The organism is Salinicola sp. V024, assembly GCF_052645315.1.
In genome coordinates this window covers 56300-77791 of the sequence record NZ_JBQXYB010000016.1, presented here as the reverse complement: position 1 = coordinate 77791, position 21492 = coordinate 56300, and the positions used below count along the sequence as shown (strand labels likewise).

Sequence of the window (21492 nt, the reverse complement as noted above, 5' to 3'; positions counted from 1 at the left end):
GGATACTGTCAGTATAGTTTTATATCTAAGTATTTGAGTCGATACAATGCAAGTGCGCTAGGCATTCGACTTTAGCCACGTGGATATGAATCTGAGGAAGTGTTGAGTTGCCCGCCGTGCTAAAGGCTTTGGCCATCGCGAATCCTGTGGTCAGGCGTGGTTGCCTGGTCCCGGATAGATCCAGCGCGCTGAAATGCGGCAAAGCGAGGCTGCGCGATGAAAGAACGCTTGCGATCCTGATCGCGAGTTACTCTCCGGCCTATGGCTGCCTGCCGGACAGTCCGACCCAGCAGGTACTCGATCTGCTCGGCCGTCACGGCCAGCGCCTGGCGCACATCCACTACTTCATCTCGGCGCCGGGGCACCAGCACCTGACCACCCAGATCAACCTCGCCGGCGATCCCTACACTTTCGACGACTTCGCCTTCGCCACGCGCGAGGAATTGGTGGTCGAGGGGCATCGGGTCGAGGACGCCGCTGCTATCGAGGCACGCGGCTTCGAGGGGTCCTTCACCGAGGTGATGTTCGACGTTGCGCTGTCGCCGACCGATGCCGCCGAGCTGCAGGTGCGCCACAAGCGTCCGCAGGCCAAGGAAGACGAACAAAACCAGGCCAGCCAGCAGGCGGGCACGGCCAAGGTCGGAGCGCCGGCGGGCCTCTCTGAACCTCCACCATCCGTGAGGAGCCTGATCATGACGAGTAAGTTCGATCGTCTCGAACAACACATCCATGGTGCCGTCGTCGACGGTGCCGAGGCTGGCACCTTCCGCGTGCATCGCAGCATTTTCACCTTCACCGCCCCCCGAGTTCTCGACCATCATCTAGCAGTACTGCGGCGTGCTGCTCAAGTTCGGCCTCGACAGGGTCGCGCCGCTGGAACACGCCATTGCTGGCGACGATTATGATCCTGGCCTTCTTCCTGTCGGCACGCTTTCTGCGCCGGATGCCGCCGCTGATCGTGGCCATGCTAGCTGTGTAAACCCATCAGGTTGTTCACGGAAAGGCCCAATCGGCTGACCGGAGGATGGTAAGCCAGGCTGGCATTGCGGCCGGTGCCAGTTGTACTAATGAAGCCAGGCAAGCAGGTGCTCGCCGCGCTCTTCCGAGCTGGCATAGGTGCGAGCGTAAGCCCACTCACGTAGCGCTGTCTGAATGAACCGCTCCGCTTTGTCGTTGGTGCGTGGGCTATACGGTTGGGTTCGGTGGTCTTTCAGCTTTAACCGCCGGCACAGGCGCTGGAAGCGGTGGGACCGATAGCAGGCGAGCAGGCGCCGTTATCGGTGAGCACCCGGTTAAAGCAGATGCCCAGGCTGGCGTAATAGCGCACGGTCCTGAGCAGGGCCAAGCAAGCGCTCCAACCCGTCTCATCCGGGTGAAGGCGTAGGCCAGTCGCGAGTGGTCGTCGATGGCAACATGGACATACTCCCATCCAGCGCCTGCGGTATTCTGCTGGTGATCGCCTGTCACGCGATTCCCCGGCCACTCGAAACGCCCCAGCTTTTTGATATCCAGATGCAGGAAACCCCTTGGTGCATCGTGCTCATAACGATTGTCTGGTCTTGCCGGTGACAGCACTGCCAGTCGGCTCAGCCCCTTGCGCTTGAGAATCCGTGCCACTGTGTTCTGGCCGATTCCCAACGCTTGGGCGATCCGGGATAGATCTGGCGCTGCTGACGACGCTGGAGTATCTGCTCCACAGTGGCTGCATCTGTCGCAAAAGGGCTTCGGGCTGGGCGTGATGTACGGTCTTGGAGGCCTGCGTGGTTTTCTTCGCGGAAGCGACGAACCCACTTGTAAACCGTCCTCACGCTGATGCCCTGGGCCTGTGCCACCTCTCTGAGGCGTAGGCCTTCGTGGATGACACGTCCTGCCACCAGGGCTCGACCGTGCAAAGTGAGACGGGCATTCTTATTGGGTGTTCATCCGGGCCTACTGGGGGTTGGTTGGGTTCGCACCCCCAGTTTTTCGGGTAGGCTCCGTATGAAAAACCTACCGTGATCACACCTAGAGATAGATGTCTACATCAGTCCGACCTGACGAGAGAGTCGGCTAATTTCTCCAATCTGCTGGCGTACGAACGCTTCAAAATCCTCTCCTGTCTTGGCAAAGGGCATCAAGCCGTTCTGCGCCATCACCGCTTGCCACTCTGCGCTGTGGTTGAGCTGGTCGAGTGCCGCAACCCACCAATCACGTTGCTCGTCGCTGATCCCCCCAGGGGCATAAAAACCGCGCCAAGTGGGGGCTACGGCATCGATTCCCTGCTCCTGGGCGGTGGGAATATCGTCTAGGTTGCCGGGCAAACGTTCCTCGGCAAGAACTGCCAAGATGCGAAAGTCACCAGATTTATAGAAACCCAGGGCTTGGGAGATGTTGCCGGAAAAAGCATCGACGTGTCCTCCTGCCACTTGTGTCGCAGCGTCTCCAGCGTTGTTGTAGGAAAGATATTTTAGCGCTTCTGGTGCTGTGACTCCGGCTTTCTCCGCAGTCATTAATATCTTCAGATGATCCCAACCCCCTGCCGCGCTGCCTCCGGCAAAACTTACGCTGCGAGGATCTTCTTTGATGGCTTGCATTAACGTCTTGAGATCCGAGTATGGAGATTCGGCACGCACGGCAATGATTCCGTAATCAGCTCCCACTGCACCAATCCAGTGCATCTGGCTTACGTCCATTCCGGGAAACTGGTTCTGGGCCAGACGTGTAGGTGTCGCGGTGCTGGCGGCAGCAAACAAGGTCGGATCGGTATCCCGTTTGCTGGCAATATGGGCATAGGCTACACCACCTCCAGCGCCTGGCATGTTGACGGTCTGTACCGGATTTTCGATTAGTTCGAGCTGGTTCAGCGTTCTACCTACGCTGCGACAGGTAAAGTCCCAGCCGCCGCCGGGCCCGGACGGGGCTATACAAGTGGCTGATGGCAAAGGGGGCAGTGGCTCGGCGGCGGCGAGTGAGGAGAAACCCAGTGAGGCCGCGGCTGCAATCGGCAAGATTTGCTTGAGCATGATGTCGTGTCTTCGTGATTGTGAAGTTCCCACTTTGTTCGATTCACGTATGTGCGTAAATTGTACTTTTGTTTTCTATGCGAACTTCATCGCCCTCCACGTTGACGAAAGGCGCTCGGCGTCAGCTTGATGCTGCGTTTGAAAAAGCGCGTGAAATAGGCCGGTTCCTTGAAGCCGAGCCGCTCGGCGACCTGGCCGATGGTCATGTTGGTATAGGTCAGGTGGCGCTTGGCCTCGAGGAGGACGCGCTCGTGCAGTAGCTGCTGGGCGCTGCGGCCGGCGAGGCGTTGGCAGACCGCACTGAGATGCGCGCTGCTGATGCCCAGGCGTTCGGCGAACTCGGGGATGCTGGGCTGTTGATGGTAGTGGGCTTCGATGAGCTGCTGAAAGCGGGCCAGATGCGCCTCGCCCCGCTCATGCTGGCGTGACGCGGGACGCGCCTGGCGTCGGGTCGCGCGCCGTGAAGCGAGCACCAGCAAGCTGTTGAGCAAGGCTTCGAGCAAGGCGTCGCGCCCGTCGGCGGGATGGCGGTACTCGGCATCGAGCTGGTCGACGAGGGTGGCGATGGGGGCGCGTTCCGGCTGGTCGGCAAGCGGGTAAAACGCCGCGCGTGCCAGGATCTGCCCCTGGGGATGCAGGGTGTCGGCGATATGTCGCGCCAGCGGCATGGCCAGCGTCACGATATGCCCGTCGACATCGCGCGAGAAGCGAAAGGCGTGCACCGTCATGGCCGGCACCACGATGAGCAGCGGCCCCGTCAGACGCTGCGCACCCTCCTCGAAGGTCAGGTTCACGTCGCCGTGCGCGATATGCAACACATGCACGAGATCGGCGTGGCGGTGCGGCCGTATATGCCAATCGTGCAGTCGGCTGCGCTCGGCGATGGACTCGCAATGCAGCAGGTCGGGGGTCGGCCATTGGTGCGTTTCGCCATACAGCTGAAAGACGGGAATGGTGCGATTGGGCGATGCCGACATGGCAATCTCCTGTGCGACGAAAGTCGAGGCTTCGACCAAAGTTATGGTCGGATCTTGGGAAAGTATAAATTCACGCGGGGGATTTTGTCTTATTCGCGGGTTTTCATCGGTGAAAAATGCAACTCGATGACTGGCCGTGCTGCCAGACCCGAATAAGAGGAGATTGCCATGAAAACCCAAGTCGCGATCATCGGTGCCGGCCCCTCCGGGCTGCTGCTGGGGCAGTTGCTGCAACGCGCGGGGATCGACAACGTCATCCTCGAGCGTCGCAGCGGCGAATACGTCTTGAGCCGCATTCGTGCCGGCGTGCTGGAGCAGGGCATGGTCGATCTGTTGCGCGAAGCCGGTGTCGACCGCCGCATGGATGCCGAAGGCCTGCCGCACGACGGCGTCGAGCTGGCCTTCGACAACCGTCGGGTGCGCATCGACCTCGCGGCGTTGACCGGCGGCAAGCAGGTCATGGTCTACGGCCAGACCGAGGTGACTCGGGATCTGATGGAGGCACGCGCCGCCGAGGGCGGCCAGACGCTCTATGAAGTGGACAAGGTGCAGCCCCACGATCTGGAAACCGACGCCCCGTACATCACCTTCGAGCACAACGGCGAAACGCAGCGGCTCGACTGCGACTATGTCGCCGGCTGCGATGGATATCATGGCGTCTCGCGCCAGTCGATTCCCGCCGACCGGCTGAAGACGTTCGAGCGGGTGTATCCCTTCGGCTGGCTGGGGCTGCTCTCCGACACGCCGCCGGTCTCCGACGAGTTGATCTATGCGCGCCACGAGCGGGGCTTCGCACTTTGCAGCATGCGTTCCCAGACCCGCAGCCGCTACTACGTGCAGGTGCCGCTGGACGAGAAGGTCGAGGACTGGTCCGATGCGCGCTTCTGGGAGGAACTCAAGCGCCGCCTGCCCGAGGACGTCGCGGCCAATCTGGTGACCGGTCCCTCGCTCGAGAAGAGCATCGCGCCGTTGCGCAGCTTCGTGGCCGAGCCGATGCAGCACGGGCGGCTGTTCCTGGTCGGCGATGCCGCGCACATCGTGCCGCCGACCGGCGCCAAGGGGCTCAACCTGGCGGCCAGCGACGTCAACACGCTGTATCGCCTGATGGTCAAGGTCTATCACGAGGGCCGCACCGACCTGGTGCCGCGTTATTCGCAGACCTGTCTCAAGCGTGTCTGGAAGGCCGAGCGGTTTTCCTGGTGGATGACCTCGATCCTCCACAAGTTTTCCGAGGACGAGGATTTCGGCGCCCGCATGCAACAAGCCGAGCTGGACTATGTCACCGGCTCCGAGGCAGGCCTGACGACCATCGCCGAGAACTACGTCGGCTTGCCCTATGAGCCGTTGGAATCCTAAGACATGAGTCTTAGGCCATGTATCAAGCTGATTGATCATTACTATTAGTCTGCGTATTAATTATCCGGCTAGGCTCGCATGACCACGACGCGGCCCTGCTGGGCGCGTCTTCGTACGTCGATTGAGGTGAGATACATGACACAAGCATCGCTGTTTGTCGGCCAAGATACCCAGCCGATCGCGGGAGGCTGGCGCCAAGGAAGTGCCGAGCGCCGCCTGACCGTGACCAATCCGTATTCCGGGGAGACGCTGCTCGAGCTGGCGATGGCCGACCGGCATGACCTGGACGATGCCTACCGTCACGCCCAGGCGGCCCAGGCCGAGTGGGCAGCGCTTGGGCCGAACGCGCGTGGCGATGTCATGCGACGCGCGGTGGCGATCTTCGATGAGCGCCGTGACGAGATCATCGACTGGATCATTCGCGAGTCGGGCAGTACGCGGATCAAGGCGCAGATCGAGTGGAGCGCGGCGCGGGCGATAACCCAGGAAGCGGCCAGCATGCCGACCCGGGCCCACGGCCGCATCCTGCCTTCGGACATTCCCGGCAAGGAAAGTCGCGTTTATCGGTCGCCGCTGGGCGTGGTGGGCGTGATCAGCCCGTGGAACTTCCCGCTCAACCTGAGCGCTCGCTCGGTGTCGCCGGCGCTGGCGCTGGGCAACGCGGTGGTCGTCAAACCCGCCAGCGATACACCGGTGACCGGCGGACTGCTGCTGGCACGCATCTTCGAAGAGGCAGGGCTGCCGCCGGGCGTGTTGAGCGTCGTCGTCGGTGCCGGTTCAGAGATCGGCGATGCCTTCGTCGAGCACCCCGTGCCTTCGTTGATCACCTTCACCGGTTCCACCCCCGTGGGGCTGAATATCGGTCGCCTGGCGAGCGGCGGCAGGCATCTCAAGCACGTCGCCCTGGAACTCGGCGGCAACAGTCCCTTTGTGGTGCTGGCGGATGCCGATGTCGAGCAGGCGGTCGATGCGGCGGTGGCCGGCAAGTTCCTCCATCAGGGCCAGATCTGCATGGCGATCAATCGCATCATCGTCGAAGAGCCGCTGCGTGAAGCCTTCACCGCCCGCTTTGTCGAACGCGTCAAGGCATTGCGTCTGGGGGATCCTGCCGATCCCGAGACCGCCGTGGGGCCGATCATCAACGCCAGGCAGCTTGAGGGACTCCAGACCAAGATCGCCAAGGCGCATGCCGAGGGCGCCACGTTGCTGACCGGGGGTGATCCCGAGGGCAATGTCTTGCCGCCGCACGTGTTCGGCGATGTCACGGCAGACATGGAACTGGCCGACGAGGAGATTTTCGGGCCGCTGGTGGGCATTCAATCCGCACGCGACGAAGCGCATGCGCTGGAGCTGGCCAACCGCACCGAGTTCGGTCTGTCGAGCGCGGTCTTCACGAGCAACCTGGAACGTGGCGTTCGCTTCGCGCAGGGCATCAAGGCGGGCATGACCCATGTCAACGACATCCCCGTCAACGACGAGCCGCATGCGCCGTTCGGCGGTGAAAAGAACTCCGGCCTGGGCCGCTTCAACGGCGACTGGGCGATCGATGAGTTCACCACGGAGCATTGGATCACGCTGCAGCATGAACCGCGTCAGTATCCGTTCTAACCCGCAGGCGGGAACGATACCCCGGGCCTTGGTATGGCCCGGGGGCATTCACCGCAACATCGTGAGGATCTTTCCATGCAAATCAAAGCGGCTGTGACGCGAGACAAGGACGCCTTTCTTGGTGGAGACTCTGACATTGACCGAGCCGGGGGCCATGTCGTTCTGTCTTTTACCCATTGGGCTGCGGCGTTCAGACCGGGAGCGGCTCGGTCCCCAATCGTCTCAAGCCGGCGTTCGGCAGCAGCCTGATGGTCTACGGCTGCGGCGCGGTGGGGGTGAGCGCCGTCATGGACGCTGCCAACCGATCACCTCCAGCGCTTGCTGCCGGTTAGCTTCCGTGGCCTGGCTGAGCAGGCTTCCGCCCACGCATAGCGCCAGATTGAGCAGCAGCCCCCACAATCCGCTGTAGACGCCCAGCGGGCGGTAACCGGCGAACGTGAAGACGGCGGCCAGTACGGTGCCCGCGAGCATGCCGACGAAGACGGCCTGCGTATTGAGCCGGCTCCAGTAGAGTCCGAGAATCAGCGCCGGCGCGGTCTGGATCAAGACTTCGAACTTGAGCACGAAGATCTGATACAGCGTACCCGGCGGATACCAGGCGATCAGCACCAGCACGACGACGGCGGCGACCCCCACCAGTTTGCCCACCAGAATCTTGCGTGATTCATCGGCGTTCGGCGCGATATACCGCCCATAGAGATCGTTGGAGACGATCGACGAGAAGGTCAGCAGTACCGAGTCGGCGGTCGAGACGATGGCCGCGATCACGCCGCCGAACAGCAGTACCATCGCCCAGTAGAAGAAGGCATTCTGGTTGGCCAGCGCATTAGCCATCATTCCCACCAGCTGTTCGGATTCTGCGGTGGTCAGGTCGGGGAAGGCGGAGATGCCGATGATCCCGACCATGAACACCACGCCAGCAGTCAGAAACGGCATGTAGGCCATGCGGATAAAGGAACGCTTGAGCGTGCGCTCGCTACGTGCCGCGAAAATCCGCTGAAAGGCATGCGGATAGATCGCCGCGCCGATGCCGACCAGCACCAGCAGACAGAACCAGGTGGTGAGGCTTCCCCCTGTCGGGGCGCCAAGTTTCTCTGGTGCCTCGGCGATCATCGTCTCGGCCGCCGTGGGTAGCCCGCCGAGATAGATCAGCGAGCCGATCAGCAGCGTGAACACGCCGAATAGCAGCGCCAGCCCCTGAATGGTGTCGGTGTAGGCCACCGAGCGCATCCCGCCCAGCCAACTGTAGGCGACCATGATCACGATGAAGAACACCACGCCGACCTGATAGGGAATCGTGCCGCCGGTGAGACCGGAGACGCCCTGGCCGATGGCGACGAACTGCTCGAGCAGATAGTTGCCCAGCCCGTAAAGCATCAGAATCGCTGCCAGAATCGTGACCTTTTTCGAGCGAAATCGAAGGTCGATCCAGTCCACCGGCGTCAGCAGGTTGAAGCGTCGGCCCAACGTATAGAGCCTGGGTGCGAACAGCAGATAGACCATGATGATCATGATGAAGAACGGCACCGAAACCAGATATTGGTAGCCGAGTCGGTAGGCCGTGGGCGGGTAGCCGACCACGGTATTGCCGCTATATTGAGTGGCGAAAAAGGTGAAGAACAGCACCATCACCCCGAGGCCACGCCCGCCCAGATAGTACTCGTCGAGGCTCTCGCGAACGCCTCGATTGCGCAAGAAAGCGTAGACGCCCACGGCCAGCATCAGACCGCCGTAGAGCATCAGCACCAGAATGCCGGACCACCCGCTGAAGGCCAGTTCCACTTCCATCGTCACGGCTCCTCGTCTTCGTCAGCGCCGGTTTCCCACTGTGTCATCACCACCCAGGTGATGAAGATCGACAATGCGAGCGAGGCGATCAGGATGATCAGCGCCCAGTAGGGAACGCCGAAAAACAGTGGCGACCAGGAACCATCGGGAAAATACCAGGGATTGATCAGGGCAAAGAGAATGACGAAGCCGATCCAGACCAGCGGTTTCTTGACCGGTTCACTGATTCTTTTCTTCATTAAAGCACCTCGGTGACGTGCGCGGTGGCGATGCGAATTCAGGCAAAAGACGGCCAGAATATGCCAGCGGCGGCGAGCGAGGAGACTATAGCTATCCGTGGCGATGGATGGCCATTATCGGTTCGGAAAGCGAGGCTTCGTCTACGACGAAGATCTGCGACATTGGTCGCAGATCTCTTGGAGAAAAGGGTAGAGCACTAGCTGTCGATCACGGTGCCCGTTACCGCTTCCGCAGCATCCAGGCGGCACCCAGGGCGGAGAGCAGACAGCCGGCGGCCAGATAGATCGCCACCGGTACCCAGCTGCCGTCGTAGAGGTCGACCAGGGCGGCGGCGATGAACGGGGTGAAGCCGCCGCCGATCACGCTGGCGACCTGATAGCCGACCCCGGCGCCGCTGTAACGATAGGCGGCGCCGAACAGCTCGGCGAAGATCGGCTGCTGCACGCTGACCACCATGTCGTGGGCGAGATTGGCCAGTGCCACGGCGAAGATCACGATCCACAGGATCGAACCCGCCTGCAGAGCCATGAAGAACGGGAAGGCGGCCAGCACGCCGACGATGGCTCCGGTGATGTAGACACGCCGACGTCCCAGCGTGTCGGCCAGGAACGCGAACAACGGGATGGTGACGCAGCTGATCGCGCCGACCAGCAGACCGATATGCAGAAACAGGTCCCGCGATAGATCGAGATAGCCGGTGGAGTAGCTCAGCGCGAAGGTGGTCACGATATACATCGTGAACAGCTCGGCCAGGCGCATGGCGATGATCGTCACGAAGGCGCCGGGGTGGCGTTTGAGCGCTTCGAGGATCGGCGGTCTGGCAGGCTTCTGGTCGTTTCGCTCGACCGCTTCGACGAATTCCGGCGACTCTTCGAGGCTCGAGCGGATCTTCAGCGCAACCAGTACCAGCACCACGCTGAACAGAAACGGCAGGCGCCAGCCCCAGGCCGTGAAATCGGCGTCGCTCAATCCGTAGCTGAGCAGCGAGACGCTACCGGTGGCCAGGATCAGGCCCACGCCGTAGCCCACCTGCACGCCGCTGGAGTAGAACGCGCGACGGCCAGGCGGTGCGCTCTCCACCGCCATCAGCGCCGCACCGCCCCATTCGCCGCCCACCGCGAAACCCTGGATCGCACGCAGCGTAACCAGCAGAATCGGTGCCCACACGCCGATCTGGGCGTAGGTCGGCAGCAGCCCGATCAGTGCCGTCGCGCCACCCATGAGGATCACGGTCAGGATCAGCATGCGCTTGCGTCCTAGGCGATCGCCGAAGTGGCCAAAGACCAGGCCGCCCAGCGGGCGAAACAGGAAGCCGACGCCAAAGGTGGCCAGCGCGGCCAGCGTGCCGGCGGCGGGGCTGACGTTGGGGAAGAACTGCGAATTGAAGACCAGCGCGGCAACGATGCCGTAAAGCAGAAAGTCGTACCAGTCGACGACGGCACCGACGAAGCTGCCGATGGCGGCGCGTTTGGCCTGGCTTGTCGACTGGGCAGGGGCAATGGTCGTCGCATCTACGCTCATTGGGGATTCTCGGTCATCGGTATCTGTACATCGAGGTGCGTGCTTCGGGCACTGCATCGATGTGGCGGCGCCGTATCTTACGGCATTGCGACGACGGGCACAGGGGCAATTCGGGAGCCGTCGCCATATCGGTATCGCCCATTCCGACATCCCTCATTCTGAAAGAATCCGGATTTCGCGATACCAGCGGCGCAGGAACGCCTGGCGGCGCAGCGGATCGACGAACGCCAGCAGCGTGGCATTGATCGGGATCGGGTAGAGATGGTCGCCGACCTGATCGCGCAGCCGCTGGGCGGTGTAGGGGCCGATGACATCATCGCGCACGCTGAACAGCGGTGTCTGGCCGGCCAGGATGTGCTGGCCGCGCCGGCTCAGCAGAAAGCTGACGAAACGCTTGGCCGCCGCGGGGTGCGGTGCGTCACGGTGGACGAACGCCATTCGCATCAGCACCAGCGAGTAGTCGTTGGGAACCTGGACGATGATGTCGGGGTGGGTCTGCGCCCAGAGCATCGCATAGGAACCCAGCAGGTTGTAGCCGAGCCAGTAGCGGCCGTCGCTCAAGCCTTCCAGCATGCGCTGGGTGGTGGTTTCGAGCTGCACGTCGGCGGCGCCCATGGCGGCGATCAGATCCCACATTCGCGGCGTGTAGCGGGCGTCCTGTTGAAGCAGGGTGTAGCCGACCCCGCTGTCGCGCGGCGAATAGCTGACCACGCGGCCGTCGAGCCAGTGACGATAGTGGGTCAGCAGGTCGAGCAGGTCGCGGTGGGTTTCTGGTGGCGGCATGTGCGAGGCCAGTTCGAGGCGATAGGCCATCACCACCGGCTCGAATGTGAAGCCGAAGACTTCGTTGCGCCATTTCGCCCACGCCGGCCACTGGTCGACTTCCGGCGCGTCGAGGGGCTGGGCCATGCCTTCGTTGCTGAGCGCCAGTTGCCACGGCATGGCCGAGCTGATGACCACGTCCGGCGGCGATTCACGGTCCCGGGCACGTCGGTCGGCCTCCAGCGTCGAGCGGTCTCGATAGTCGAGATCGATCTGCGGATTCTCGGCGGCAAAGGCGTCGAGTATCGGCTCGACGATGGGGCGGTCCAGCGCGGCTTCGATGATCAGCTTTTCGCCGGCTCGGGCGGTGCCAGTGCCGACAAGAATCAGCCACAGAGCAAGGCCGAGCATCACCTGCAGGCGTCGTTTCATGCCCTGTGCTCCTCAGGTGGCCGACAGCGGGCCAGCGTCAGGGTGACCCGGAGTCCTCGCGGCTGCCGGTTGGAGACCGCTAGCTGACCGCCGTGGCGCAAGGCGATGGACTCGGCGATGGCGAGCCCCAGCCCGGAGCCGCGCGTATCCTGGCGCCGGCCGCGTTCGAACGGCTGGGTCAGGCGGCCGAGCGATTCGGCATCGACGCCGGGGCCGTCGTCCTCGATGGAGAGCGTGACCCGCTCGTCGTCGCCGTCGTCGTGGGCGAGTCCCAGCGTGATTTCGCTGCCGGGCGGCGTGTAGCGACAGGCATTGTCGAGCAGGTTGTTGAGCAGTTCGTGCAGAGCCCAGCGTTCTCCTTCGACCCATACCGGCGTGGGCATGTCGATGACCAGGCCGAGATCGTGATCGCGGCTGTCCTGACGGTCGGCCCAGTCGGTAGCGACCTCGCGCATCAGCCGATCCAGCGCCAGCGGCTGGCGTTCGTGTCCCGGCCCCAGGTGCTGCAGCCGGGTCAGGCTCAACATCTGGCCGGCGAGACGGCTGGTGCGCTCGGCGCTGTCGTGGACGGTATTCAACGCCTGATACCAGCTGTCCGGGTCACGGCTGGTCAGCGCCAGCTCACTGGTGCTCTGGAGTCCCGCCAGCGGCGTCTTGAGCTGATGCGAGGCATCGGCGATGAAGCGCAGCAGGGCATCGCGCTGATCGCGCTGATCGGCGAATAGCCGGTTGAGGGTTTCGACCAGCTCCTGCATCTCGCGGGGCACGCCGAGGGTCAACGGGCTGATGTCATCGGCGCGCCGGCTACGCAGCGCCTGACGGAGACGACGCAGCGGCGCCAGCATGGTGCGCATGGCGATGGCCACCAGCGCCGCGGTGATCAGCACCATCGCGGCGAAGCGGGTGGCACTCTTGCGAAACAGTTCCTGTGCCAGCAGGTCGCGGCCGCGCCGGGTATGACCCACCCACAGCTGCACTGGCTCCTGGGTGTCCCAGCCGGCGGAATCCACTTCGCGGCCACTGAGACGAATCGGCCGGCCATCGTAGACGGCATCGAGATAGACCGGCTGATGGCGGGCCTGCTCCTGCATGGCGGCGGTGATGGGCAGATCGGCGTTTTGTGTAATCGAGACTCCGTTATCCGCCTGTAGCCAGTAGAACACCCGTTCCTGCCAGCGGGTAGCGAGAATCTGCAGCGCCGACGCCGGCATTTCCAGGGTCGGCTTCCCTTCCGGCCACTGCAGCGACTCGGCGATGGTCAGGCTGGCGGCCTCCAGTTGGCCGTCCATGGCCCGGTCGGCGGCCTTGCGGGCGCTAGTGTAGGCCTCGATCAACAACAGCGTGCCGAGGCCGGCGACGATCACGATCAGCCAGAGCGTCAGGCGTCGCTTGAGCGAGGTGCGCGGTGAAATCACTCTCGCCGCGCCTCGTCGAACGTCTCCCGCGAGGCTTCGAGCCGATAGCCCAGTCCGCGCAGCGTGCGGATCGACAGGCCGGACCCCGCCAGACGCTTGCGCAGCCGGCTGACATAGACGTCCAGGGCGTTGGCGCCCACCGCTTCGAAGCCGAACAGGCGGTTTTCCAGTGCCTCGCGCTGAACGATTCGCCCGGCATTGAGCATCAACGCTTCGAGCAGGCTGAATTCTCGCCTTGGCAGGTCCAGCGAGGCGTCGTTCAACCAGGCGCTGGCCGAGCGGGTATCCAGCACCAGCGCACCGAAGCGCACACTGTTGTCGAGCCGTTGCTGGCTGCGGCGCAGCAGGGCGCGAACTCGCGCTTCCAGCTCGGTGATCGAGAACGGCTTGGCAAGATAGTCGTCGGCGCCGAGGTCCAGACCTCGCACCCGGTCCTCGAGGGCGTCCCGCGCGGTCAGAATCATCACCGGCGTGGGATCGGCATGGGCACGTAACCATTCGAGCACGCCGAGACCGCTGCCGTCGGGCAGGCCCAGGTCGAGCAGAACCAGATCGAACCGCCCCTGGTGCAGCGCCCGGTTAGCCTCGTCAATGCGGGTCAGGGCATCGACCGTGTAGCCGTGGCGGATCATCGCCTGGGTCAGCGAGCGCGACAGCAGTGGGTCATCCTCGATCACGAGCAGGTGCATGGCGGTGTCTCGGCGTCATCGAGCTCTTGTCGTATGCGACTAATGTCCTATGCGACTAATGTCTTATACGACAAAGGTTTAGATGACAGGTTGATGAAAGGTTAGCGCTCTAGCATCGCGCTGTCGGTAGGCAAAGCCGGCCCGAGTCCGGTGCCCGCCATGAGCTTTGCGAGCATAACAACCCAGGTAGGAGACGCACAGCATGCCAAACTCTCGAATCATTCCTCGCTGGCTGGTTGCCGTCGTGACCGGCGGCGCGCTGCTGGCCGGCGCCGTCCAGGCCCAGGCCAAGCCCCCCGAATGTATCGCACCGGCCAAGCCGGGCGGTGGCTACGATCTGACCTGCCGTCTGGCTGCCAACGGCCTGCAGGAAGCCAAGCTGATCGACGAGCCGATGATGGTCAGCTATATGCCGGGCGGCATCGGTGCCGTCGCCTATAACCATGTCACCGGCGTGCGCGACGACGATCCCAACCTGATCGTGGCCGCCAGCACCGGCGCCGCGTTGAATCTGGCGCTGGGCAAGTTCGGCATCAAGCACAAGGTCGACGACGTGCGCTGGCTGGGCGCGCTGGGCGTCGATTACGGCGCCGTGGTGGTTCGCAAGGACGCGCCCTGGAACAACCTCGACGAGTTGATGAAAGCGCTGAAGAAAGATCCTTCCAGCGTGGTGATCGGCGCTGGCGGCACGGTTGGTAGCCAGGACTGGATGAAAGCAGCGCTGATGGCCAAGTCCGATGACGTCGATCCGCGCAAGCTGCGTTACGTCTCCTTCGAAGGTGGCGGCGAAGCGCTGGCGGCACTGCTGGGCGAGCACATTCAGGTCTTCACCGGTGATCTGGCCGAGCTCAAGCCGCAACTCGACAGCGGCGAGATCCGCATTCTGGCGGCGCTGTCCGAAGAGCGCATGGGCGGGCCCTATGCCGATATCCCCACCGCCAAGGAGCAGGGTTACGACGTCGAATGGCCGATCTGGCGCGGTTACTACATGGGCCCGAACGTCAGCGACGAAGCCTATCAGCAGTGGGCCGACCGTCTGCGCGAACTGAACGATACCGACAGCTTCAAGAAGCTGCGCGAAGGCCGGGGCCTGTTCCCGATGGCCAAGTTCGGTGACGACTTCCACCAGTACGTCAAGAAGCAGGTCGCTGACTTCGAGCAGCTCGCCAAGGAAGTGGGTCTGACCCAATGAAACTCGCCGCCGACCGTGTCCTGAGTTTGCTGTTGCTCGGTCTGGCGGCGTTCGTCGCCGTCCAGGCCTGGCAGCTGCAGGTGCCTTTCAGCTACGACCCGCTGGGGCCGAAAGCCGTTCCACTGATTCTGTCGGGCCTGCTGGCGGTGCTGGCGATCGTGCTGTTCGTTCGCCCCGGTGCCAGCGGCGATTGGCCGACGGGGGCGCTGCTGCTTCGTCTGGTCTTCACCATGGCGGTACTAGGCGCCTACGCGGCGCTGTTCATCAATCTCGGTTTCCTGGTGACGACCGCGCTGGTCAGCATCGTCATCGCCTGGCTGTTTGGCGCCACGCCGGTGAAGGCGGTCGTCGGTGGTCTGCTGCTGGCGTTGGGCAGTTACCTGCTATTTACCTACGGACTGGGAATCTCGCTGCCGACCGGTAGCTGGATCGAGCCGCTGCTGGGGAGCGACTGAATGTTCGATTTTCTGATCCAGGGCTTCGGTGTCGCCCTGACGCCTCTCAATCTGGGGCTGGCATTCCTGGGCGCGCTGCTGGGGACGCTGTTCGGCGCGCTGCCGGGCATCGGGCCGATCAACGGCATCGCCATTCTGATGCCGCTGGCCTACACGCTGGGTCTGCCGGCCGAATCTGCGCTCATCCTGCTGGCGGGTATCTACACTGGCTCCGAGTACGGCGGGCGGATGTCGAGCATCCTGCTCAACGTGCCCGGTGATGCCGGCGCGGTGATGACCACGCTGGACGGCCATCCGCTGGCCAAGAAGGGCCTGGCCGGGCCGGCGCTGGGTCTGTCGGCGGTCAGCTCGTTCATCGGTGCCACAGTGGCGATCGTCGGTTTGACCCTGTTCGCGCCGCTGCTGGCGGTCGTCGCGGTCAAGTTCGGGCCCGCCGAATTCTTCGCGCTGATGATCTTCGCCTTCGCCTCGATGTCCGCGATGATGGGCAAGGATCCGCTCAAGACCCTGATCGGCGCCGTGCTCGGGGTGCTGATTTCGACGGTCGGCGTCGACTCCGGCACCGGCGTGCTGCGCTTCACCTTCGACATGCCCGAGCTCTACGACGGCATCGATTTCGTGGTGATGATCATCGGCCTGTTCGCGGTCAGCGAGATACTGCTGATGCTCGAGCACGCCTTCCGCCATGACCAGGACGGTGAAATGGCGCCGATCGGTCGCGTCATGGTCAAGATGAGTGAAGTGATGTACTGCAAGTGGGCGATCCTGCGTTCCAGCGTGATCGGCTTCGTCATCGGCGTGCTGCCGGGCACCGGCGCCTCGGTCGCCAGCGCCGTGGCCTACACCACTGAAAAGCGTATCAGTGACCGCGACAATACGTTCGGCACCGGGGACATGCGCGGTCTGGCCGCGCCGGAAGCCGCCAACAACGCCTCCGCCGCCGGCTCTTTCGTGCCGATGCTGACCCTGGGCATTCCCGGCTCGGGCACCACGGCGATCCTGTTGGGCGCGCTGATGCTCTACAACATCAACCCCGGCCCGATGATGTTCCGCGAACAACCGGTGGTGGTGGGCGGTCTGATCGCCTCGCTCTATATCGGCAACGTCATGCTGCTGCTGTTGAACCTGCCGCTGGCCGGCGTGTTCGCCCGCGTGCTGCAGGTACCGCGCTGGATCCTGGTGCCGAGCGTGGCGATCCTCGCCTTCGTCGGCGTCTATCAACTGCACTCCGACCTGATGGCGATCTACCTGATGCTGGTCATCGGCGTGTTCGGCTATCTGCTGCGCAAGTTCGGCTTCTCGCTGGCGCCGGTGGTCCTTGGCTTCGTGCTGGGCGGACTGATGGAAGAGAACCTGCGCCGGGCGCTATCGATCAGCGGCGGCGATGTCGCGATCCTGTTCCAGTCGAGCCTGTCGATCGGGCTCTGGATCGCCGCGGCGTTGGTGGTACTGGTGCCGATGTTCGCGGGCAAGCTCAAGGCGAAGCTTCTGCCGGCCAAGGCCTCCTGATACCGATACCCGGGATAGTGCTGCAAGTATTCGACGGCCCCGCTACGGCGGGGCCGTCGTCGTTGGATAAAAGCGCGTGATCGTGTTCAGCGTCTGCACGCCGCCAGCGGTTCTCTGGCTATAGTGCGATATAGATGTCTGGCGGTGAGACTCAATGGGAGAGATTCATGAGCGATGAAAAATCTGCGCTGATCGAGGCGCTGGCGCCGGACGGGCAACTGCGCGTCGCCATCAACTACGGCAATACCGTCTTGGCCCAGCGGGGAGAGAACGGCGAGCCGGCCGGGGTCTCGGCGGTGCTGGCGCGGGCGTTGGCGGCGGAGCTCGGGGTCGGGGTCGAATTCGCTACCTTCGACGGCGCCGGAGATGTGTTCGCGGCCATCGACGATGACGCCTGGCGAATCGGCTTTCTCGCCCGCGACCCGGTGCGGGCCGAGAAGATCCACTTCACCGACCCCTACGTGGTCATCGAAGGCACCTATCTGGTGCCTAAAGCCGCACCGTTTGAGGCAGTCGACGAGCTGGATCGGGGCGATATCCGCATCGCGGTGGGCAAGGGCGCGGCCTACGATCTTTACCTGACACGGGCGCTGAAGCATGCAAGCCTGGTGCGAGCCGCCACGTCCGCGGCGGCGATCGAGCTGTTCGTCGAACGCCAACTGGACGCAGCCGCCGGTGTGCGTCAACCGTTGACGAGCTACGCGGCCGAGCATCCGGGCTATCGCGTCCTGTCGGGGCGCTTTACCGCCATCGAGCAGTGTATGGCGGTGCCTGTCGCGCAGGCCTCGGAAGCCGTCAAGCGCTACATCGAGAACTTCCTCACCCGTATGAAGCAGCAGGGGGTAGTGAAGCACGCGTTGGCGGAAAGCGGTCAGGACGAGACGCAGGCGGCGGATTGACTCGCAAACATTGCAGAGATCGAATATTTAGCCCGTAACGTTAACGTTCCGATTTTTTTCTGCTATTTTTGCGCCGCGGGATGATCGTGAACCGGAATCCGGCGCCTCGAGCGCAGGTCATTCGGTTCGGCGCGAGTCTCGCCAAGGAGAGGTGGCAGAGTGGTCGAATGCACCGCACTCGAAATGCGGCATACCTTCGCGGGTATCGAGGGTTCAAATCCCTCCCTCTCCGCCACGAATGATGAATCAGCCGGCCCCATGGGGCCGGCTTTTTCGTTGCTGGACGACCCGCAATGGAGGCGTTCAGCCGCTTGCTCTCGCCGGCAGCACTTCCAGGACCGCGGCGGCAATCACCAGAACGGCACCGACAATCTGAATTGGCGCCAGCGGTTCGTCAGCCAGCAGCGCCGCGGAGAAGACGCCAACCAGCACCTCGCTCATCATCAGGATACCGAGACGCGCCGGCGACAGATACCTCGCTGCCCATACCAGAATCGCCAACGATGCTGACCACCACAGGCCGGCGGCGGCCAGGATCCAGGCGATAACCTGCCACCCGTTCTCCGCCGGCGGGAGTCCGGGCCAGGCCGAGAGGAACGGCGCCAGTAGTGCAGCGGCGACCAGGGCGCCGACGGCGAACAGGAAACTGCCTTCCCCGGGCCCGAGCGTGTTATGGGAACGCATGCCGCTGGAGGCAATTGCCCACAGCAGGCCGGAAGCCAGCCCCAGCCAGTCGCCGATGCCATGGGGCAGTGGTGAACCGTTGGCGCCAAGCACCAGTCCCAGCCCGGCTACACCGACAATGATGACCGCGATACGCCGTCCGGTCAGCGGCCAGCGCCACCACAGCCGTTCGATCAGCGTGCTCCAGATCGGCGTCAGGTAGAACAGCAGAATGACCACGGCGACCTGGCCGTGAACCAGGCCGACGGAATAGAGCATGAAGGCTGCGCCGCCCAGGGTGACCGAGGCGATCCCCAGCCCGGATGAGCGGGCGAGACGGCGGCGGTGGGCAATGGCCCAGGGAGAGAGCAACACGCACGCCGTGGCGGCGATGATCAACGACCCCCAGACGCCCCCGAGCTGGAGCGCTTCGAGCCGGCGAATGGGAAACCAGTAGAAGCCCCAGAGGGCGCCGGCCAGCAGAATACCCAATGCCGGCCACGCCGAAGAGACGGGGCCGGCATGATCGGGATTCGAGGACCTGGGTGACGGCGCGCCTCCCTTGATACGCGGGCTCCTTGAACGTGAACTCAAGCCGTTGGCCTGATCAGCCAGCGGCTTTGTCCGATCCCGCTTTTTCCAGTGCCGCTACGGCGGGCAGGGTCTTGCCCTCGACATATTCGAGGAAGGCGCCGCCGCCGGTGGAGATATAGGAGACCTGATCGGCGATGCCGTACTTTTCGATCGCGGCCAGGGTATCGCCGCCGCCGGCGATGGAGAATCCCGGGCTTGCGGCAATCGCCTTCGACAGCACTTCGGTGCCCTTGCCGAACTGATCGATCTCGAATACGCCTACCGGGCCGTTCCACAGGATCGTGCCGGCGTTTTCCAGCAGGCTGGCCAGATGCTTGGCGGTGTCCGGGCCGATATCCAGGATCATCTCGTCATCGCCGACCTGATCCACCGGTTTGACCGTTGCCGTGGCGGATTCGGAAAACTCGGTGGCGACGACGACGTCGGTGGGTAGCGGAATCTTGACCTTGGCCATCAGCTCCTTGGCCTTGTCGACCAGATCCGCCTCATAGAGCGATTTGCCCACGCCGTAACCGGCCGCGGCGATGAAGGTGTTGGCAATGCCGCCACCGACGATCAACTGATCGCATTTCTCCGATAGCGAATAGAGCACGTCGAGCTTGGTCGACACCTTGGAGCCACCGACGATGGCGGCCATCGGGCGCTTGGGTGCGCTGAGCGCCTTTTCCAGGGCGTCGAGTTCGTTGGCCAGCAGCGGCCCGGCGCAGGACTGTGGCGCGAACCGGATCACGCCATGGGTGGAAGCCTGGGCGCGGTGGGCGGTACCGAAGGCGTCCATCACGTAGATATCGCAGAGCGCCGCATAGGCCTTGGCCAGCGCTTCGTCATCCTTCTTCTCGCCCTTGTTGTAGCGCACGTTCTCGAGCAACACGACCTCGCCTTCGGCGATCTCGACCTTGCCTTCTAGATAGTCTTTTTCCAGCCGGACCGGTTTGCCCAGCAGGTCGGAGAGATGCTCGGCCACCGGGGCGAGGGTGAACTCGTCTGCCGGCTCGCCTTCGGTCGGCCGCCCCAGGTGGCTCATCAGCATGACGCTGGCGCCGGCATCGAGCGCGGCCTGGATGGTCGGCAGACAGGCGCGGATCCGGGCGTCGCTGGTGACCTTGCCGCCCTTGACGGGCACGTTGAGATCCTCTCGAATCAGGACGCGTTTTCCGGAGAGATCCAGTTCAGACATCTTGAGTACGGTCATGAAATCCTTTCCTTACGCTGAAGAGAAGTGACGGGTTCGGAGATGGAAGATGACAGTCCGAGCCAGTGGTGTGCGACGTCGAGCATCCGGTTGGCGAAGCCCCATTCGTTGTCGAACCAGCACAGCAGCTTGAGCAGGCGGCCACCGGCCACGCGTGTCTGAGTGGCATCCACGATACCCGAGCGCGGATCGTGGTTGAAGTCGACCGAGGCCATCGGCTCGTAGGTCACGCCGAGCAGGCCCAGATAGCGTTCGCGGCTGGCGGCGGCCAGGCAGGCGTTGACCGCGGCGGCATCGGTTTCGCGCTCCAGCGAGATCGACAGATCCATGGCCGAGACGTTGATGGTCGGCACGCGGACGTGGAGACATTCGAAACGCCCGGCCAGATGCGGCATCAGCCGGCCGATACCGCGGGCCAGGCCGGAATCCACCGGAATGATCGAGTGCATGGCCGAACGGGTCAGGCGCAGGTCGCTATTGTGGTAGGCGTCGATCACCGGCTGATCGTTCATGGCCGAGTGGATGGTCGTGGTGACGCCATGGGAGACGCCGAAACTGGCTTCCAGCACGTTGAGAATCGGCACCAGACAGTTGGTGGTGCACGACGCCGCCGAGACAATGCGCATGTCGCTGGCGATCTCATCCTGATTGACGCCATAGACGATCGTGGCATCGACGTCGGCTTCCGCCGGCTGGGAAAACAGCAGCCGTGGCGCGCCGGCCTGAAGGTGGCGCTCGGCGCTGGCGCGATCCTTGAAACTGCCGGAACACTCCAGCAGCAGATCGATGCCGAGCGCGTCCCACGGTAGCGCTTCCGGTTCGGCTGCGCTGAGCACGCGAATGGCGCAGCCATTGACGATCAGGCAGCCGTCTCGCGCTTCGACACGGCCGGGGAAGCGTCCGTGAGTCGTGTCGTAGCGAGTCAGATAGGCGATCGTCTCGAGATCGGAGAGCTCGTTGATGGCAACGATCTCCAGCGGCATATCGGGCCGTTCGATCAGCGCACGCAGCACGCTCTGGCCGATGCGGCCGTAGCCGTTGATGGCGACGCGGTAGGTCATGGGCGATCGGGTAACCCAGCGTTGAGGACGGTGTCGAAGTCGACCATCTTAGCGCATCCGTTCCCGATGAGCCGAGGATGAGGCGGATGTCAGCCTAAAGCACTGGACGAAACGGGGGCTGCCTCGTAGCTTGAAAC

Annotated in this window: 18 protein-coding genes, 1 tRNA gene and 1 pseudogene; 8 read left to right on the top strand and 12 right to left on the bottom strand. The window is 63.4% G+C overall.

Annotated features, from left to right (window positions below; all coding sequences use genetic code 11):
* Positions 1–116 precede the first annotated feature (116 nt).
* Positions 117–905 (top strand): dioxygenase family protein, encoded by a 789-nt coding sequence (locus ACUN9V_RS18070; RefSeq protein WP_445512385.1) that lies wholly within the window; start codon positions 117–119, stop codon positions 903–905.
* 62 nt (positions 906–967) lie between these two features.
* On the opposite strand, the pseudogene ACUN9V_RS18065 reads toward ACUN9V_RS18070, so the two are convergent.
* The 3 genes and pseudogenes from ACUN9V_RS18065 to ACUN9V_RS18055 all read right to left on the bottom strand — a co-directional run bounded on the left by ACUN9V_RS18065 (position 968) and on the right by ACUN9V_RS18055 (position 3979).
* Positions 968–1892, bottom strand: a pseudogene (locus ACUN9V_RS18065) (IS481 family transposase).
* 126 nt (positions 1893–2018) lie between these two features.
* Positions 2019–3002, bottom strand: a complete 984-nt coding sequence (locus tag ACUN9V_RS18060) for a Bug family tripartite tricarboxylate transporter substrate binding protein (RefSeq protein WP_445512380.1) — start codon at positions 3000–3002, stop codon at positions 2019–2021.
* Between the two features lie 86 nt (positions 3003–3088).
* Positions 3089–3979 (bottom strand): helix-turn-helix domain-containing protein, encoded by an 891-nt coding sequence (locus ACUN9V_RS18055; RefSeq protein ID WP_445512379.1) that lies wholly within the window; start codon positions 3977–3979, stop codon positions 3089–3091.
* A 168-nt stretch (positions 3980–4147) separates the two neighbouring features.
* Between ACUN9V_RS18055 and pobA the strand changes: the two genes are divergently transcribed.
* Both pobA and ACUN9V_RS18045 read left to right on the top strand, forming a co-directional pair.
* Positions 4148–5335, top strand: coding sequence for a 4-hydroxybenzoate 3-monooxygenase (gene pobA / locus ACUN9V_RS18050; protein ID WP_110060831.1), 1188 nt, complete (start codon positions 4148–4150; stop codon positions 5333–5335).
* Positions 5336–5470: 135 nt separating this feature from the next.
* Positions 5471–6943 (top strand): aldehyde dehydrogenase family protein, encoded by a 1473-nt coding sequence (locus ACUN9V_RS18045; protein WP_445512378.1) that lies wholly within the window; start codon positions 5471–5473, stop codon positions 6941–6943.
* A gap of 285 nt (positions 6944–7228) precedes the next feature.
* Here the strand turns inward: ACUN9V_RS18045 and ACUN9V_RS18040 are convergent, their stop codons facing one another.
* From ACUN9V_RS18040 to ACUN9V_RS18015, 6 genes are all read right to left on the bottom strand, one after another.
* A complete protein-coding gene (locus ACUN9V_RS18040; protein WP_445512377.1) occupies positions 7229–8731 on the bottom strand; it encodes a sodium:solute symporter family protein in 1503 nt (500 codons plus the stop codon).
* Between the two features lie 2 nt (positions 8732–8733).
* The gene (locus ACUN9V_RS18035; protein WP_445512376.1) at positions 8734–8970 is read right to left on the bottom strand and encodes a hypothetical protein; all 237 of its coding nucleotides are present in this window, start codon (positions 8968–8970) and stop codon (positions 8734–8736) included.
* Positions 8971–9190: 220 nt separating this feature from the next.
* A complete protein-coding gene (shiA, locus tag ACUN9V_RS18030) occupies positions 9191–10492 on the bottom strand; it encodes a shikimate transporter (protein ID WP_445512375.1) in 1302 nt (433 codons plus the stop codon).
* 153 nt (positions 10493–10645) lie between these two features.
* Positions 10646–11686 (bottom strand): ABC transporter substrate-binding protein, encoded by a 1041-nt coding sequence (locus tag ACUN9V_RS18025; protein WP_445512374.1) that lies wholly within the window; start codon positions 11684–11686, stop codon positions 10646–10648.
* Complete coding sequence (locus ACUN9V_RS18020) at positions 11683–13101, bottom strand: sensor histidine kinase (protein WP_445512373.1); 1419 nt, start codon at positions 13099–13101, stop codon at positions 11683–11685. Before ACUN9V_RS18020 ends, ACUN9V_RS18025 begins: the two co-directional genes overlap by 4 nt.
* A complete protein-coding gene (locus tag ACUN9V_RS18015; RefSeq protein WP_445512372.1) occupies positions 13098–13790 on the bottom strand; it encodes a response regulator in 693 nt (230 codons plus the stop codon). Before ACUN9V_RS18015 ends, ACUN9V_RS18020 begins: the two co-directional genes overlap by 4 nt.
* A 202-nt stretch (positions 13791–13992) precedes the next feature.
* On the opposite strand from ACUN9V_RS18015, the gene ACUN9V_RS18010 reads away from it, so the two are divergent.
* From ACUN9V_RS18010 to ACUN9V_RS17990, 5 genes are all read left to right on the top strand, one after another.
* Complete coding sequence (locus ACUN9V_RS18010; protein WP_445512371.1) at positions 13993–14982, top strand: Bug family tripartite tricarboxylate transporter substrate binding protein; 990 nt, start codon at positions 13993–13995, stop codon at positions 14980–14982.
* Positions 14979–15437 carry a tripartite tricarboxylate transporter TctB family protein gene (locus ACUN9V_RS18005; protein ID WP_445512370.1) on the top strand — a complete coding sequence of 153 codons (459 nt, stop codon included), beginning with the start codon at positions 14979–14981 and terminating at the stop codon, positions 15435–15437. The genes ACUN9V_RS18010 and ACUN9V_RS18005 overlap by 4 nt, the downstream gene beginning before the upstream one ends.
* Positions 15438–16946: a tripartite tricarboxylate transporter permease gene (locus ACUN9V_RS18000; protein WP_445512369.1), complete on the top strand. Its 1509-nt coding sequence runs from the start codon at positions 15438–15440 to the stop codon at positions 16944–16946. It abuts the gene before it with no gap.
* 167 nt (positions 16947–17113) lie between these two features.
* Positions 17114–17845, top strand: a complete 732-nt coding sequence (locus ACUN9V_RS17995; protein WP_445512368.1) for a transporter substrate-binding domain-containing protein — start codon at positions 17114–17116, stop codon at positions 17843–17845.
* A 145-nt stretch (positions 17846–17990) separates the two neighbouring features.
* Positions 17991–18080, top strand: a tRNA-Ser gene (locus ACUN9V_RS17990).
* Between the two features lie 68 nt (positions 18081–18148).
* Here the strand turns inward: ACUN9V_RS17990 and ACUN9V_RS17985 are convergent.
* From ACUN9V_RS17985 to ACUN9V_RS17975, 3 genes are read right to left on the bottom strand one after another with little or no spacing between them, the layout of a single operon-like run.
* Positions 18149–19102: a DMT family transporter gene (locus ACUN9V_RS17985; protein WP_445512367.1), complete on the bottom strand. Its 954-nt coding sequence runs from the start codon at positions 19100–19102 to the stop codon at positions 18149–18151.
* Between the two features lie 13 nt (positions 19103–19115).
* Positions 19116–20294 (bottom strand): phosphoglycerate kinase, encoded by a 1179-nt coding sequence (locus tag ACUN9V_RS17980; protein WP_445512366.1) that lies wholly within the window; start codon positions 20292–20294, stop codon positions 19116–19118.
* Positions 20291–21355 (bottom strand): type I glyceraldehyde-3-phosphate dehydrogenase, encoded by a 1065-nt coding sequence (locus ACUN9V_RS17975; RefSeq protein WP_445512365.1) that lies wholly within the window; start codon positions 21353–21355, stop codon positions 20291–20293. The genes ACUN9V_RS17980 and ACUN9V_RS17975 overlap by 4 nt, the downstream gene beginning before the upstream one ends.
* Positions 21356–21492 lie beyond the last annotated feature (137 nt).